General features: G+C 68.1%; 16 protein-coding genes. 9 read left to right on the top strand and 7 right to left on the bottom strand.

Annotated features, from left to right (window positions below):
- Positions 1-27: 27 nt before the first annotated feature.
- Genes QM772_RS04775 through QM772_RS04765 form a run of 3 tightly spaced genes read right to left on the bottom strand, consistent with a single transcriptional unit; the run spans position 28 to position 1711 of the window.
- Positions 28-639, bottom strand: coding sequence for a DUF3106 domain-containing protein (locus QM772_RS04775; RefSeq protein WP_415134308.1), 612 nt, complete (start codon positions 637-639; stop codon positions 28-30).
- Positions 640-674: 35 nt separating this feature from the next.
- Complete coding sequence (locus QM772_RS04770) at positions 675-1148, bottom strand: DUF3619 family protein (RefSeq protein WP_415134307.1); 474 nt, start codon at positions 1146-1148, stop codon at positions 675-677.
- Positions 1145-1711, bottom strand: coding sequence for an RNA polymerase sigma factor (locus QM772_RS04765; RefSeq protein WP_415134306.1), 567 nt, complete (start codon positions 1709-1711; stop codon positions 1145-1147). Before QM772_RS04765 ends, QM772_RS04770 begins: the two co-directional genes overlap by 4 nt.
- Before the next feature lie 261 nt (positions 1712-1972).
- Here QM772_RS04765 and QM772_RS04760 point away from each other — a divergent pair, with 261 nt between their 5' ends.
- The 8 genes from QM772_RS04760 to QM772_RS04725 all read left to right on the top strand — a co-directional run bounded on the left by QM772_RS04760 (position 1973) and on the right by QM772_RS04725 (position 11530).
- Positions 1973-3751, top strand: a complete 1779-nt coding sequence (locus tag QM772_RS04760) for an acetolactate synthase 3 catalytic subunit (RefSeq protein ID WP_415134305.1) — start codon at positions 1973-1975, stop codon at positions 3749-3751.
- Between the two features lie 132 nt (positions 3752-3883).
- A complete protein-coding gene (ilvN, locus tag QM772_RS04755) occupies positions 3884-4375 on the top strand; it encodes an acetolactate synthase small subunit (RefSeq protein ID WP_415134304.1) in 492 nt (163 codons plus the stop codon).
- Between the two features lie 22 nt (positions 4376-4397).
- Positions 4398-4592: a hypothetical protein gene (locus QM772_RS04750; RefSeq protein WP_415134303.1), complete on the top strand. Its 195-nt coding sequence runs from the start codon at positions 4398-4400 to the stop codon at positions 4590-4592.
- 35 nt (positions 4593-4627) lie between these two features.
- Positions 4628-5641 (top strand): ketol-acid reductoisomerase, encoded by a 1014-nt coding sequence (gene ilvC, locus QM772_RS04745; RefSeq protein ID WP_415134302.1) that lies wholly within the window; start codon positions 4628-4630, stop codon positions 5639-5641.
- A gap of 174 nt (positions 5642-5815) precedes the next feature.
- Positions 5816-6709 carry a CDP-diacylglycerol--serine O-phosphatidyltransferase gene (pssA, locus tag QM772_RS04740; protein ID WP_415134301.1) on the top strand — a complete coding sequence of 298 codons (894 nt, stop codon included), beginning with the start codon at positions 5816-5818 and terminating at the stop codon, positions 6707-6709.
- A 236-nt stretch (positions 6710-6945) separates the two neighbouring features.
- Positions 6946-8643 (top strand): 2-isopropylmalate synthase, encoded by a 1698-nt coding sequence (leuA, locus tag QM772_RS04735; RefSeq protein WP_415134300.1) that lies wholly within the window; start codon positions 6946-6948, stop codon positions 8641-8643.
- Between the two features lie 49 nt (positions 8644-8692).
- A complete protein-coding gene (locus tag QM772_RS04730) occupies positions 8693-10234 on the top strand; it encodes a 2-isopropylmalate synthase (RefSeq protein ID WP_415134299.1) in 1542 nt (513 codons plus the stop codon).
- Between the two features lie 120 nt (positions 10235-10354).
- Positions 10355-11530, top strand: a complete 1176-nt coding sequence (locus QM772_RS04725) for a serine hydrolase (RefSeq protein WP_415134298.1) — start codon at positions 10355-10357, stop codon at positions 11528-11530.
- A gap of 65 nt (positions 11531-11595) precedes the next feature.
- On the opposite strand, the gene QM772_RS04720 is transcribed toward QM772_RS04725, so the two are convergent.
- From QM772_RS04720 to QM772_RS04705, 4 genes are read right to left on the bottom strand one after another with little or no spacing between them, the layout of a single operon-like run.
- Entirely contained in the window at positions 11596-12381 is a 786-nt protein-coding gene (locus QM772_RS04720) for an IclR family transcriptional regulator (protein WP_415134297.1), read from the bottom strand.
- A 5-nt stretch (positions 12382-12386) separates the two neighbouring features.
- Entirely contained in the window at positions 12387-13121 is a 735-nt protein-coding gene (locus QM772_RS04715) for an arginyltransferase (RefSeq protein WP_415134296.1), read from the bottom strand.
- On the bottom strand, positions 13118-13879 hold the full coding sequence (gene aat, locus QM772_RS04710; RefSeq protein ID WP_415134295.1) for a leucyl/phenylalanyl-tRNA--protein transferase: 762 nt from the start codon (positions 13877-13879) through the stop codon (positions 13118-13120). The genes QM772_RS04715 and aat overlap by 4 nt, the downstream gene beginning before the upstream one ends.
- 13 nt (positions 13880-13892) lie before the next feature.
- Positions 13893-14438 carry an NUDIX hydrolase gene (locus QM772_RS04705; protein ID WP_415134294.1) on the bottom strand — a complete coding sequence of 182 codons (546 nt, stop codon included), beginning with the start codon at positions 14436-14438 and terminating at the stop codon, positions 13893-13895.
- Between the two features lie 46 nt (positions 14439-14484).
- Here QM772_RS04705 and QM772_RS04700 point away from each other — a divergent pair, with 46 nt between their 5' ends.
- Entirely contained in the window at positions 14485-14937 is a 453-nt protein-coding gene (locus tag QM772_RS04700; RefSeq protein WP_415134293.1) for a MarR family winged helix-turn-helix transcriptional regulator, read from the top strand.
- Positions 14938-15008: the final 71 nt, after the last annotated feature.

Here is a 15008-nt window from a genome sequence, read left to right as displayed (position 1 = left end):
GCGATCCGCGCGGGCGCTGCGGGATGCCTATCGGCTGGGCCGGGGCGCGGACGCCGCTGGCTGAGGCAGCAGTGTATTGCGATTCACCGGCACCACCGGGCTCGCGTCGTTGGGGGCTGGCCTGGTGACCGCGATGGCCGGCGGCCGCACGATGCGACTGGGGGGCGTCGGGCGCAGCGCCGGCGCCGCGCTGACCGGCGGCTTGGGCCGGTCATTGGCCAGGCGCTCGCGTTCCTCGGCGGGCAGGGCCTGGTATTCCTCCCATTTGGCGCGCTTTTCATCCGCCGGCACGCGGCGCACCTCGCCGAAGTTGAGCCGCGCCTGGGTGCGCTGCGCGGGCGTCAGCCGGGCCCATTCGGCCATGCGGTCCTGCAGGATGGACTGCTCGTCGGGGCTCATGCGGTTGAAGTTGTGCACCAGCGCGATCCATTTGCGCTGGTGCGCGGGGTGCAGCTTGGGCCACAGCTTGGCCAGCGGCTGCAGCGCGTTGCGCTGCTCGGCATCCAGTGCCTTCCAGCCGATGCCGCCGGCCAGCGGCGACGCCGGCTCGCCCGCCGCCTCGCCCACCGGCTGGGCATGAGCCGGCCACGTCAGCGACGCGGCGCAGGCGAGGATCATGGCGGGCAGCAGTGAGCGCATCGATGGGCGGGCGTGGGGGCGGCAAGGCCCCGACTTTAGCGGGTGGTCGCCGAGGACCCCACCCCCGTCTTGAGGTACTGCAGGAACCCGGGGTCGGCGTAGGCCTCGGGCGGGAGGTCGTCGGTCAGCAGGGCGGCGTCCAGGTCGGCCAGTTCCATGACGCGGTCGTCGTCCTGCACGATATTGATGGCCACCAGGCCGGCGGCGAGGGCGAGCACCAGCGCACCGGACGTCAGCCAGCCCCACAGGCCCATGCGATCGCCCATGCCGTCGTCGCCGAGGCTCAGGATGGCCGTGTGGCCGTTGCGTGACACGGCCGGCGCCGCGCGCAGCCGGGCCGCGGCCTGCGGCTGCCTGCGGCGCACCACGGCCTGCTGCCGGGCCACGCGCAGGCGCTCGGCCACGTCGTGCGGCACGTCGTCCAGGCCCGCCGACAGCCGGGCGGCCACGCGCAGGCCGTAGCGGGCCTGGAGCGAACCAACCTGGTGCGAGTTGTAGCTTGTGTTCATGGCGTGATCCCCTTGGCGCGCAGAGCCTTGGCCAGCGCCTGGACTGCACGCGAACAGTGCGTTTTCACACTGCCTTCCGAACATCCCATGGCGGCCGCAGTCTCGGCAACATCCATTTCCTCCCAGTAACGCATCAAAAAAGCCTCGCGTTGACGGGTTGGAAGCTCTTGAATTTGTAACTCGATCTCCCGCAGGATCTGTGCCCGGCGGGTGGAGTCTTCGGCGCTTTCGATCTGCTGGCTGTCGTCGGCGCCGGCGAATGCCTCCAGCAGGTCGAACTCGCCGTCGCCGTCAGCCGGTTCGAAGTCGCTCATGTTGGAGAACACGGCGTTGCGCGTCTTCTGGCGGCGAAACCAGTCGAGGGTGCTGTTGGAGAGGATGCGCTGGAACAGCATGGGCAGCTCGCCCAGCGGCTTGTCGCCGTAGTGCTCGGCCAGCTTCATCATGCTGTCCTGCACGATGTCCAGGGCCGCGTCCTCGTTGCGCACGTGGTAGATGGTGCGCTTGAACGCCCGCTTCTCGACGCTCTTGAGGAAATCGGAGAGTTCTTGTTCGGTGGCCAAGGCGTCTTGAGGGAGGGGCCGTGGGAGTGGCGGCGGGAATTATGGCATCGGGCTGGCGGGCGTTTTCGGCCGCCTTTGCCAGGCGCCATGTTGCAGTGCGATAATGCGCGCTGCATTCAAGAAGGCAAACGGGTCACCGCCCGGCGGTCAGCAGCACTGCCCCATGGCGCGTGGTCTCAAGTCCTGAAGCGGCCCCACAAGGGCTGGCAAGGGGCACCCAAGGTTTTTCGTCAGAGAAATTCTCGAAAGGTTCATCTCAAAATGGAAATTTCCAAAGCCGAACTCAAGTCGGCCGCCGCCGCGTCCGCCGGCAGCGATTCGCAAGAACTCCGTGGCGCCGAAATCCTCGTCAAGGCCCTGCAGGCCGAGGGCGTGAAGTACGTCTGGGGTTACCCGGGCGGCGCGGTGCTGCACATCTACGACGCGTTCTACAAGCAGGACACCATCCAGCACGTGCTGGTGCGCCATGAGCAGGCGGCCGTGCACGCGGCCGACGGCTATGCGCGCGCCACGGGCGACGTGGGCGTGGCGCTGGTCACCTCCGGGCCTGGCGTGACCAACGCGGTCACCGGCATCGCCACCGCGTACATGGACTCGATCCCGATGGTCATCATCACCGGCCAGGTGCCGACGGCCGCCATCGGGCTGGACGCCTTCCAGGAGTGCGACACGGTGGGCATCACGCGCCCCGTCGTCAAGCACAACTTCCTGGTGAAGGACGCGCGCGACATGGCCGAGGTGATGAAAAAGGCCTTCCACATCGCGCGCACGGGCCGCCCGGGGCCGGTGGTGGTCGATATCCCCAAGGACGTGTCTTTCAACAAGGCCACCTACGCCGGCTACCCGGACAAGGTGGAGATGCGCTCCTACAACCCGGTGAAGAAGGGCCACGGCGGGCAGATCCGCAAGGCGCTGCAACTGCTGCTGTCGGCCAAGCGGCCGTACATCTACACCGGCGGCGGCGTGCTGCTGTCCAACGCCACGGCCGAGCTGCGCACCCTGGTGGATCTGCTGAACTACCCGGTGACCAACACGCTGATGGGCCTGGGCGCCTTCCCGTCCACCGACCGGCGCTTTCTGGGCATGCTCGGCATGCACGGCACCTGGGAGGCCAACAACGCCATGCAGAACTGCGACGTGCTGCTGGCGGTGGGCGCGCGCTTCGACGACCGCGTGATCGGCAACCCCAAGCACTTCGCGCAGAACGAGCGCAAGATCATCCACATCGACATCGACCCTTCCAGCATTTCCAAGCGCGTGAAGGTGGACATCCCCATCGTCGGCGACGTGAAGGACGTGTTGGCCGAGATGATCGGCATGGTCCGCGAGTCCGCCACGCGGCCCGACGAGCAGGCCCTGGCCGGCTGGTGGAAGGCCATCGAGGGCTGGCGCTCGCGCGACTGCCTGAAGTACGACCGCGGCAACCAGGACGTGATCAAGCCGCAGTACGTCATAGAGACGCTGTGGCACATGACCAAGGACGCCGACGCCTACGTCACCTCCGACGTCGGCCAGCACCAGATGTGGGCGGCGCAGTACTACAAGTTCGACGAGCCGCGCCGCTGGATCAACTCCGGCGGCCTGGGCACCATGGGCGTGGGCATCCCGTACGCCATGGGCATCAAGCTGGCCCGGCCCGAGAGCGAGGTGTACTGCGTCACCGGCGAGGGCTCGGTGCAGATGTGCATCCAGGAACTCTCCACCTGCCTGCAATACAACACACCGATCAAGGTGCTGTCGCTCAACAACCGCTACCTGGGCATGGTGCGCCAGTGGCAGGAGATCGAGTACTCCGGCCGCTACAGCCACAGCTACATGGACGCGCTGCCCAACTTCGTGAAGCTGGCCGAGGCCTACGGCCACGTCGGCATGCTGATCGAACGCCCGCAGGACGTGGAGCCTGCGCTGCGCGAGGCGCGCAAGCTCAAGGACCGCACCGTGTTCATGGACTTCCGCACCGACCCGACGGAGAACGTGTTCCCCATGGTGCAGGCCGGCAAGGGCATCACCGAGATGCTGCTCGGCTCGGAAGACTTATAAGCAAAATAGGCATCCGGCGCTTGCCAGGCAAGCGCCGGCAGCTATCCTTAAAATAGCAAGACGAATCTATTGCCCGCCTAGCCCGCCGCTTACCGGCTGCGGGGGAGGGCGGCGAGAAGAGGGCTCTGAAACATGAAACACATCATCGCCGTACTGATCGAAAACGAAGCGGGAGCGCTCTCCCGCGTGGTGGGCCTGTTCTCGGCCCGTGGCTACAACATCGAATCGCTCATCGTCGCGCCGACCGAGGACGAAAGCCTCTCGCGCATGACCATCCAGACGCGCGGCTCCGACGAGACCATCGAGCAGATCACCAAGCACCTGAACCGCCTGATCGAGGTCGTCAAGGTGGTGGACCTGACCGAGGGCAGCTACATCGAGCGCGAGCACATGATGGTCAAGGTGCGCGCCGTCGGCAAGGAGCGCGAGGAGATCAAGCGCACCACCGACATCTTCCGCGGCCGCGTCATCGACGTCACCGACAAGAGCTACACCATCGAGCTGACCGGCGACCAGGGCAAGCACGACGCCTTCCTGAACGCCATCGACAAGACCGCCATCCTGGAGACGGTGCGCACCGGCGCCAGCGGGATCGGTCGCGGCGAGCGGCTGCTGCGCGTGTGATCGGCAATCGTGAGGCAGGTGCGTGTTTGAAAGCTTCTTCGGCTTCTTGCAATCCGTGGCTGAGTCCATCGCATTCAAGGTGTCGGAATCCTTCGGCCTTCAGCTCTCGCCTGCCAAGCGCTTCATGCTTCAACTTGCAGCGTTCGCGGTCATCGTCGTACCGCTGTTCCTGCTGCTCGCAGTTGGCGCCATGTTTTTGCTTGAATTGATTTTCTGAATGACCTTTCCAACGAACCGAACTAGGAGAAAACCATGAAAGTGTTCTACGACAAAGACTGCGACCTGAGCCTGATCAAAGGCAAGACCGTCGCCATCATCGGCTACGGCAGCCAGGGCCATGCGCACGCGCAGAACCTGAACGACAGCGGCGTGAAGGTCGTGGTCGGCCTGCGCAAGGGCGGCGCCAGCTGGGACAAGGTGGCCAAGGCCGGCCTGAAGGTGGCCGAAGTCAACGAAGCCGTCGCCGCCGCCGACGTGGTGATGATCCTGCTGCCCGACGAGAACATCGCCGGCGTTTACCGCGAGATCGAGCCGCACCTGAAGAATGGCGCCTCGCTCGCCTTCGCGCACGGCTTCAACGTGCACTACAACCAGGTGGTGCCGCGCGCCGACCTGGACGTGTGGATGGTCGCGCCCAAGGCCCCCGGCCACACCGTGCGCAGCACCTACGCCCAGGGCGGCGGCGTGCCGCACCTGGTGGCGGTGCATCAGGACAAGACCGGCAAGGCGCGCGACCTGGCGCTGAGCTACGCCATGGCCAACGGGGGCGGCAAGGCCGGCATCATCGAGACCAACTTCAAGGAAGAGACCGAGACCGACCTGTTCGGCGAGCAGGCCGTGCTGTGCGGCGGCGCGGTCGAGCTGATCAAGATGGGCTACGAGACGCTGACCGAGGCCGGCTACGCGCCCGAGATGGCCTACTTCGAGTGCCTGCACGAGCTGAAGCTGATCGTGGACCTGATCTACGAAGGCGGCATCGCCAACATGAACTACTCGATCTCCAACAACGCCGAGTACGGCGAGTACGTCACCGGCCCGAAGGTGGTCAACGAGAGCTCGCGCGCCGCCATGCGCGAGGCGCTGAAGGCCATCCAGAACGGTGACTACGCCAAGCAGTTCATCCTGGAGGGCCGCACCGGCTACCCCAGCATGACCGCGCGCCGCCGCAACATGGCCGAGAGCAGCATCGAGGTGGTGGGCGCCAAGCTGCGCGCCATGATGCCCTGGATCGCCAAGAACAAGCTGGTGGACCAGAGCCGCAACTGATCGCGCCTGCCCATGCCACGCAAGGCCACCCGCGCGGTGGCCTTGTTTTTTGGCGTGTGTCGTTTACAGCTTTACACTTGGCAACAGAGCAGCCGGCGTTTGGGCGCCGCCATGAAATCGCTATAGAGTTCGTAGCTGCTAGCGCAGAACCAGCAAGCGCCAGAAGGCTTTTTGATGTCGAACTTCAACCCTGATCCATCACGCGGCCAACGCCCCGTCGGCCCGCCCGAAGCGCGCGCGGCGCGCGCGCGGCGCAAGGGCATCTACGTGTTGCCCAACCTGGTCACGCTGGCGGCGCTGTTCGGCGGCTTCTACGCCATCGTCATGGCGATGAACGGGCGCTTCGATCTGGCGACCACCGGCGTCTTCGCCGCCATGGTGCTCGACAGCCTGGACGGCCGCGTGGCGCGCATGACCGGCACGCAGAGCGCCTTCGGCGAGCAGATGGATTCGCTGTCCGACATGGTGAGCTTCGGCGCCGCGCCGGCGCTCATCGCCTACGAATGGGCGCTCAAGCCGCTGGGCCGCTGGGGCTGGATCGCCGCCTTCGTGTACTGCGCCTGCGCGGCGCTGCGGCTGGCGCGCTTCAACGTCAACACCGGCGTGGTGAACAAGCGCTACTTCCAGGGCCTGCCGTCGCCCGCCGCCGCGGCGCTGGTGGCCGGCTTCATCTGGCTGACCAGCGCCATGCTGGTGGCGCACCGCGAGGTGCCGCTGTTCCGCGCGCTGCTGGCGCCGTTCGGCGCCTTGCCCGGCGGCCGCGCGGATCTGGGCTGGATCATGTTCGGCGTCACGCTGTTCGCGGGCCTGTCCATGGTCACCAACGCGCCGTACTACAGCTTCAAGGACTTCGGCGGCCGGCGCAGCGTGCCGTTCGCCGTGCTGGTGCTGGTGGCGCTGCTGATCGCCGTGATCAGCATCGAGCCGGCCACGCTGCTGTTCGTGCTGTTCGTCGGCTACGCGCTGTCGGGCTACGTCATCTACGGCTGGCGCCGCGCCAAGGGGCAGCACGCCAGCATCGTCAGCACCTCCACCGACGAGCCGGAGGAGCGCGGCCTGCACGATTGACAGGCGCCCGGTGGCTTGTGATAGAGTCGCTCGCTCATGAACCGCGCACGCACCTTCAATGCCCAAGCCGATGCATCGGCAGAGGCCGCGCGCGCGCTACTGGCTCTACTGCTATCGCAGGCGGGCTAGGCGCGTTCATCCTCTTCACCGAACACCCAACGGCCCGCATGCACCCGCAGCGGGCCGTTTTCATTCGCGTTGCTGGTGCGCCAAAACTCCCAAAAGGAAAGAGAACCATGCTCCAGCAACCCAGCACCAAGTACCGTGCCTTCCCGCCCGTCGGCCTGAAAGACCGCACCTGGCCCGACGCCGTCCTGACCCGGGCGCCGATTTGGCTGTCCACCGACCTGCGCGACGGCAACCAGGCGCTGGTCGAGCCGATGGACGTGGCGCGCAAGATGCGCATGTTCGAGACGCTGGTGGCGATCGGCTTCAAGGAGATCGAGGTCGGCTTCCCCTCCGCGTCGCAGACCGAGTTCGACTTCGTGCGCAAGCTGATCGAGGAGGACCGCATCCCCGACGACGTGACGATCCAGGTGCTCACGCAGGCACGCGACCACCTCATCGAGCGCACCTTCGAGTCGCTGCGGGGCGCGCCGCGCGCCATCGTCCACCTCTACAACGCCGTCGCGCCGGTGATGCGCAAGGTGGTGCTGGGGCTCGATGAAGACGGCATCGTGGAACTGGCCGTGCGCCACGCCCGCATGTTCAAGGACCAGGCCGCGCGGCAGCCGGGCACGCAGTGGACCTTCCAGTACTCGCCCGAGATGTTCTCCGGCACCGACCTGGCCTTCTCCAAGCGCGTGGTCGATGCGGTGACCGAGGTGTGGGCGCCGACGCCGCAGGCCAAGTGCATCGTCAACCTGCCCTCGACGGTCGAGCACTCCACGCCCAACATCTTCGCCGACATGATCGAGTGGATGCATCGCCACCTGGCGCGGCGCGATGCGATCGTCCTCTCGGTTCACCCGCACAACGACCGCGGCACCGGCACCGCCGCCGCCGAGTTCGCGCTGATGGCCGGCGCCGACCGGCTGGAGGGCTGCCTGTTCGGCAACGGCGAGCGCACCGGCAACCTCGACGTCGTCAACGTCGCGCTCAACCTCTACACGCAGGGCGTCGCGCCGGGGCTGGACTTTTCCAGCATCGACGAGATCCGCGCCACGGTGGAGCACTGCAATCAGTTGCCCGTGCATCCGCGCCATCCCTACGTGGGCGACCTGGTCTACACATCCTTCTCGGGGTCGCACCAGGACGCGATCAAGAAGGCCTTCGCCGCGCGCAAGGAGGGCGACTTCTGGGACATGCCCTACCTGCCCATCGACCCCAAGGACGTGGGCCGCAGCTACGAGGCGGTGATCCGCGTCAACAGCCAGTCGGGCAAGGGCGGCATCACCTACTTGCTCGAAAGCGAATACGGCCTGGCCCTGCCGCGCCGCCTGCAGATCGAGTTCAGCCAAGCGGTGCAGCGCGTGATGGACACCGAGGGCAAGGAGCTCACCGCCGCCGACCTCTGGCGGATTTTCCGTGGCGAGTACCGCATGGAGACGGGGCATGGGCTGCGCCACCACGTGGTGGAGGCGTTCGACGGCGGCATCGTCTCGCTGCGCGGCGACCTGGCGTGGAACGGCGAGGTGCACGCCATCGAGGGCCGTGGCAACGGCCCCATCGATGCCTTCAGCCGCGCGCTGGGCCAGGCCATCGGCCGGGCCATCCGCGTGGTCGACTACCACCAGCACGCCATCGGCGGCGGCGCGGACGCGCGCTCGGTGGCTTACGTGGAGATGCGCGTGGGCGACTCGCAAACGCTGTTCGGCGTCGGCATCGACGCCGACACCACGGCGGCGGCCTTCCGGGCCATCGTCTCGGGCGTGCAGCGGGCCGAGGCCGGCGCGGCACAATCACAGGTTGCCGAGGAAACCGCGGCGGCCTGAGCCCGGCACCGGCCGTGCGGGGTGGTTCGGAACGACAAGGAGCAACACGATGACCGACAAGCTGATCATTTTCGACACCACCCTGCGCGACGGCGAGCAGTCGCCCGGCGCCAGCATGACCAAGGACGAGAAGCTGCGCATCGCGCGCCAGCTCGAACGCCTGAAAGTGGACGTGATCGAGGCCGGCTTCGCCGCCAGCTCCAACGGCGACTTCGAGTGCGTGCAGGCCATCGCGCACGCCATCAAGGACTCCACCGTGTGCTCGCTCTCGCGCGCCAACGACCGTGACATCGCGCGCGCCGCCGAGGCGCTCAAGGGCGCCAACAGCGCGCGCATCCACACCTTCATCGCCACCAGCCCGCTGCACATGGAGAAGAAGCTGCGCATGACGCCGGACGAGGTGTTCGAGCAGTCGAAGCTGGCGGTGCGCTTCGCGCGCAACCTGGCGGCCGACGTGGAGTTCAGCGCCGAGGACGGCTACCGCAGCGACATCGACTTCCTGGCGCGCGTGTGCGAGGCGGTCATCAGGGAGGGCGCCACCACCGTCAACATTCCCGACACGGTGGGCTACGCCATCCCCGAGCTGTACGGCGAGTTCCTGCGCACGCTGCGCGAGAAGGTGCCCAACAGCGACAAGGCCGTCTGGTCCGTGCACTGCCACAACGACCTGGGCATGGCCGTGGCCAACTCGCTGGCTGGCGTGAAGATCGGCGGCGCGCGGCAGATCGAGTGCACCATCAACGGCCTGGGCGAGCGCGCCGGCAACTGCTCGCTGGAAGAAGTGGTGATGGCCATGAAGACCCGCAAGGACTACTTCGGCCTGGAGCTCGGCATCGCCACCGAGCACATCGTGCCCGCCAGCCGCATGGTCAGCCAGACCACCGGCTTCGTGGTGCAGCCCAACAAGGCGGTGGTGGGCGCCAATGCCTTCGCGCACGCCAGCGGCATCCACCAGGACGGCGTGCTGAAGGCGCGCGACACCTACGAGATCATGCGCGCCGAGGACGTGGGCTGGAGCGCCAACAAGATCGTGCTGGGCAAGCTCTCGGGCCGCAACGCCTTCAAGCAGCGCTTGCAGGAACTGGGCGTGGTGCTGGAGTCCGAGGGCGAGATCATGGCCGCCTTCGCCAAGTTCAAGGAACTGGCCGACCGCAAGAGCGAGATCTTCGACGAGGACATCCTGGCCCTGGTCAGCGACGAGAGCGTGACGGCCGAGAAGGAGCAGTACGGCTTCATCTCGCTGGCGCAGCGCAGCGAAACCGGCGAGCGCCCGCACGCCGAGGTGGTGTTCACCATCGACGGCAAGGAGTTCAAGGGCGCGTCCGAGGGCAACGGCCCGGTGGACGCGTCGCTGAAGGCCATCGAATCGCACGTCAACAGCGGCGCCGAGCTGCTGCTGTACTCGGTCAACGCCATCACCAGCGGCTCCACCGAGAGCCAGGGCGAGGTCACGGTGCGCCTGCAGAACGCCGGGCGGGTCGTCAACGGCGTGGGCGCCGACCCCGACATCGTGGTCGCTTCCGCCAAGGCTTATCTGAGTGCCCTCAACAAGTTACATAGCAAAGCTGAACGGGTGGCAGCCCAAGGCTAGGGTTATCCCTATGATCTACTCGTTTAAATGAGGAATTAGTCGCAAGTCACTGATATTGCGTCTGTTTTTGGGTTTGAGTACACTGGCGCCTCGTTCGTGGTCTGCAGTTGGGGAAAAGCGATGGCGTCTGGAGTGCTGGCAAGGCATGTTTCAACATGGGTGCGTCGTGCCGCGGTTGTAACCGCCGGTATCCTGCTGACCGTGGCCCCGCTGTCGCAGGCGGGCGCCGCGCCGGCCAAGAAAGCCGCCAAGACCACCACTGCGAAAGCGGTTCCGGCCAAGGCCGGTGCCAAGAAGGCGGCACCCGTCAAGCAGGCCAAGGCCACCCCATCCACCGCCAGGACGGCTGCCAAGCCGCAGCGCGACGGCCGCGTCAAGGCGACCGTCACCGCCAGGAGCCGGGCCGAGCGCGTGGCCTCGCGCCAGACGCGCCTCGGCCTGGTGAAGGTGGCGCACGTGGCGCCCGAGCGCCCGCCGCGCCTGTCCTTCGGCCAGATGGCCGGCCTGCACGCCACCGACGATCCGCTGGACCTGAAGTCCAGCGTCGCGCTGGTGCTGGACCAGGACACGCACGAAGTGCTGTTCAGCAAGAACGACCACGCCGTGCTGCCGATCGCCTCGCTGACCAAGCTGATGACCGGCCTGGTGGTGTCCGAGGCCGGCCTGCCGCTGGACGAGGTCATCACCATCACCGCCGAGGACGTGGACACCGAGAAGGGCAGCCGTTCGCGCCTGGCCCTGGGCACGCAGCTCACGCGCGGCGAACTGATGCACCTGGCGCTGATGTCCAGCGAAAACCGCGCCGCGCACGCGCTGGGCCGCACCTTTCCGGGCGGCCTCGGCCGCTTCGTCGGCGCGATGAACGCGCGCGCCGCGATGCTGGGCATGAAGGACACCCGCTACGTCGAGCCCACCGGCCTGTCCAGCGCCAACCGCTCCAGCGCGCACGACCTGGCGGCGCTGGTGGCCGTCGCGTCGCAGGACGCACTGCTGCGCCAGCTGTCCACCTCCACCGGCTACGAGGTGGCGGTGGGGCCGCGTGTTCTGCAGTTCAACAACACCAACCGCCTGGTGCACGACCCCGAGTGGCACATCGGCCTGCAGAAGACCGGCTACATCTCCGAGGCCGGCCAGTGCCTGGTGATGCAGGCGCGCGTGGCGGGCCGCAAGCTGATCATGGTGTTCCTCGATTCCTCGGGCAAGTACAGCCGCATCGCCGACGCCGAGCGCGTGCGCCGCTGGGTCGAGCTGCAGCGCCCCGCCAGCACGGTGGCGGGCAACGCCCTTGCCGGCTGAAGACTACTGATTCGATAGCTGCCGGCGCTTGCTGGGCGGGCGCTGGAGGCCAATTTGGTGCCTGGTCAGCGCTCGGCCTGCTCATGCCCCAGCGCTGCCGAGATCTGCCGCGCGGTCTGCTGTAGCTTGGGCAGCCAGCTCTCGTCCAGCCGGTCGGCGGGGGCCGAGATCGACAGGCCGGCGACCAGGTGGCCCTGGTCGTCGTGGATGCCGGCAGCCATGCAGCGCACGCCGGTTTCCAGCTCCTCGTCGTCGCGCGCCACGCCGGACTGGCGGGCGCGTGCCAGTTCGCGTTCCAGCGCCGGCAGCTGGGTGATGCTGTTGCGCGTGTGGCCGGCCAGGCCGGTGCGGGTGGCGTAGGCACGCACGCGCTGCGGCTCGTCGGCGGCCAGGAACAGCTTGCCGGTGGAGGTCAGGTGCAGCGGCGCGCGCCCGCCGATGGCGCGCACCACCTGCATGCCGGAGCGCTCGCTGTAGGCGCGCTCGACGTAGACGATCTCGTCGCCCTGGCGCACGCTCAGGTTCACCGGCTGCTGGATCAGCTTGTGCAGCTCGCGCATGGGCTCCAGCGCGGCGTCGCGCACGTTCAGCCGCCCCTTGACCAGGTTGCCCAGCTCCAGCAGGCGCATGCCCAGGCGGTAGGTTCCGGCCTCGGGGCGGTCGACGAAGCGGCCGACCGTCAGGTCGTTCAGGATGCGGTGCGCGGTGGAGGGGTGCAGGCCGGTCTGCTCGCTGATGTCCTTCAGCGACATCGCCTCCTCCCGCGAAGCCAGCACGTCGACGAGCGAGAACATGCGCTCGATGACCTGGATCGTCGGCGTCTGGTGGGCGTCGGGCGAGGACTTGCGCATGGACGTCAGGCCGGCTGCCAGCGGCCGTCGATCAGGCGCTCGGACGGCGTGAAGCGCGCCTTGTAGGCCATCTTGGCGCTGCCCTCGATCCAGTAGCCGAGGTAGATGTAGGGCAGGCCCAGCGCGGCGGCCTGCTCGATCTGCCACAGCACGCCGTAGGTGCCGTAGCTGGCGCGCGGGTCGGGGTCGTAGAAGGTGTAGACGGCCGACAGGCCGTCGTTCAGCACGTCCACCACCGACACCATGCGCAGCGTGCCGGGGCGGCCGTCGGTGTCGGGGTCGCGGAACTCCACCAGGCGCGAGTTGACGTGGCTTTGCAGCAGGAACTGGGTGTACTGGTCCACGCTGTCGTGGTCCATGCCGCCGCCGGTGTGGCGGCCGGTCTGGTAGCGCAGGTAGAGCCGGTAGTGCTCGGGCACGTAGCCGAGCTTGAGCACCCGCACCTGCAAGCCGGCGTGCCGCGCGCGGGCGCGCCGCTGGCTGCGCGTGGGCTTGAAGTCCTGCGCCAGCACGCGCACCGGCACGCAGGCGCCGCAGCCGTCGCAGTAGGGCCGGTAGGTGAACATGCCACTGCGGCGGAAGCCATTGCGCACCAGGCCGGAATAGGTGTCGCTGTTGATCAGGTGGCTGGGCGTGGCGACCTGGGAGCGTGCCTGCCGCCCCGGCAGGTAGCTGCACGGGTAGGGCGCCGTGGCATAGAACTGCAGGGCCTGGAGCGGAAGATCCTTGAGGTGCGTCACCGGTCGGCTGGGCTCGGGGGCAGGAGTGCGTTCCAGTATAGAGGTTCGAACCGCCAGCGCGGCGCCGGCAGGGCCGTCAGCCGGGCCACCTGGCGGGCGAATTCCGTGCGCGGCATCTCGGCCGCGCCCATGAAGGCCAGGTGGCGCGTGTTCTGCTGGCAGTCGATCAGCGGCAGGCCATGCCGGCGGGCGAAGGCCGCCAGCGCCGCCAGCGCGATCTTGGAGCCGTCGCGGACCTCGGTGAACATCGATTCGCCGAACACCGCGCCGCCGATGGCCACCACGTACAGGCCGGCGACCAGGCGCCCGCCCATCCACGTCTCCACGCTGTGCGCGTGGCCGGCGGCGTGCAGCGCGCGGTAGGCGGCCTGCATTTCGGGGCTGATCCAGGTGCCGTCCTGCCCCGGGCGCGCGGCGCTGGCGCAGGCGGCGATGACCTGGCCGAACGCGCTGTCGATGCGCACCTGGCACGCCGGGTCGGCGCGAAAGCGCCGGATCGCCTGGCGCAGCGAGCGGTGCAGGCGCAGGCGCCGCACGTCGAGCACCATGCGCGGGTCGGGGCTCCACCACAGGATCGGCTCGCCCTCGCTGAACCAGGGGAAGACGGTGGCGGAATAGGCCGCCAGCAGCGTCGGCACGTCCAGCGCGCCGCCGGCCGCCAGCAGGCCCGGAGCGGGGGAGTGCGCGGCCCATGCCTTGTGCACCGGAGGGAACGGGTCGCCCGGCTGCAGGATGGCAAGGGTGGGCGGCGATCGCACGGTGCTCGGTTTTTCAGGCGATGTCCACGTCGTGCACCGCGAAGGCGCCGCGCCGGCGGTCGTCGAAGTAGCGCCGCAGCGTTTCGCGCACGGTGGTGAAGGCGATTTCGCTCCAGGGCACCTCCGATTCGCCGAACAGGCGCGCCTCCAGGCTCTCGGTGCCGGGGTGGAAGCGGTCGTGCAGCAGGCGCGCCAGGTAGAACACGTGCACCTGGCCCACGCGCGGCACGCTCATGGCGCTGAAGAAGGCGCCCATCTCCACCTCGGCGCCGGCTTCCTCGGCGGTCTCGCGGGCGGCGCCCTGCGCCATGGTCTCGTCCAGTTCCATGAAGCCGGCCGGCAGCGTCCACTTGCCCCGGCGCGGCTCGATGGCGCGCTTGCACAGCAGCACCCGCTCGCCCAGGTAGGGCACGGTGCCCACCACCATCAGCGGGTTCACGTAGTGGATGGTGCCGCAAGCTGGGCACACGGCGCGCACGCGCGTGTCACCGTCGTCCGGCACGCGCAGCGCCACGGCGGTGCCGCAGGCGCGGCAGTGCTTGACTGATCGGTCGTACATATGTCGGCGGCAGTGTAGTGCAGGGCCTGGCCTACACTCGGCGCCCATGCAGAGCCAGAGCCGCTTCGTGTTCGAGCACGCGCCGGGCCATCTGATCCGGCGCGCGCACCAGATTTCCGTCGCCGTGTTCGCCGAGGAGACGGCGGCGCACGGCATGACGCCGGTGCAGTTCGCCATCCTGAATACGCTGATGGCGCAGTCCGGCATCGACCAGGTCACGCTGGCCGGGCGGGTGGCGTTCGACGCCGCGACGATCGGCTCGGTGATCGGCCGGCTCGAAAAGAAGGGCTGGCTGCGCCGCCAGGCCGCCGACGCCGACCGGCGCCGCAAGCTGCTGTGGCCGACGCCCGAGGGCGAGCAGGCCATGCTGGCGATGAAGGGCAGCGTGGAGCGCGTGCAGCGGCGCCTGCTCAAGCCCCTGGCACCGGCCGAGCGGCAACAATTTGTCGATCTATTGCGGAAACTGGTTACCAGCCACGAGCACGCGGCGGCGGATTGAGCGCCTTGTCCTACAGGGCGCGCGGGCGCGCGGCGCTGTAATGGGCGCGCAAAACAGGAAGGAGTACATGC

The organism is Ottowia sp., assembly GCF_047601385.1.
Lineage (GTDB): Bacteria > Pseudomonadota > Gammaproteobacteria > Burkholderiales > Burkholderiaceae_C > Ottowia.
The sequence above is the reverse complement of the archived record's forward strand: the minus strand, read 5'-3'. Positions and strand labels throughout refer to the sequence as shown.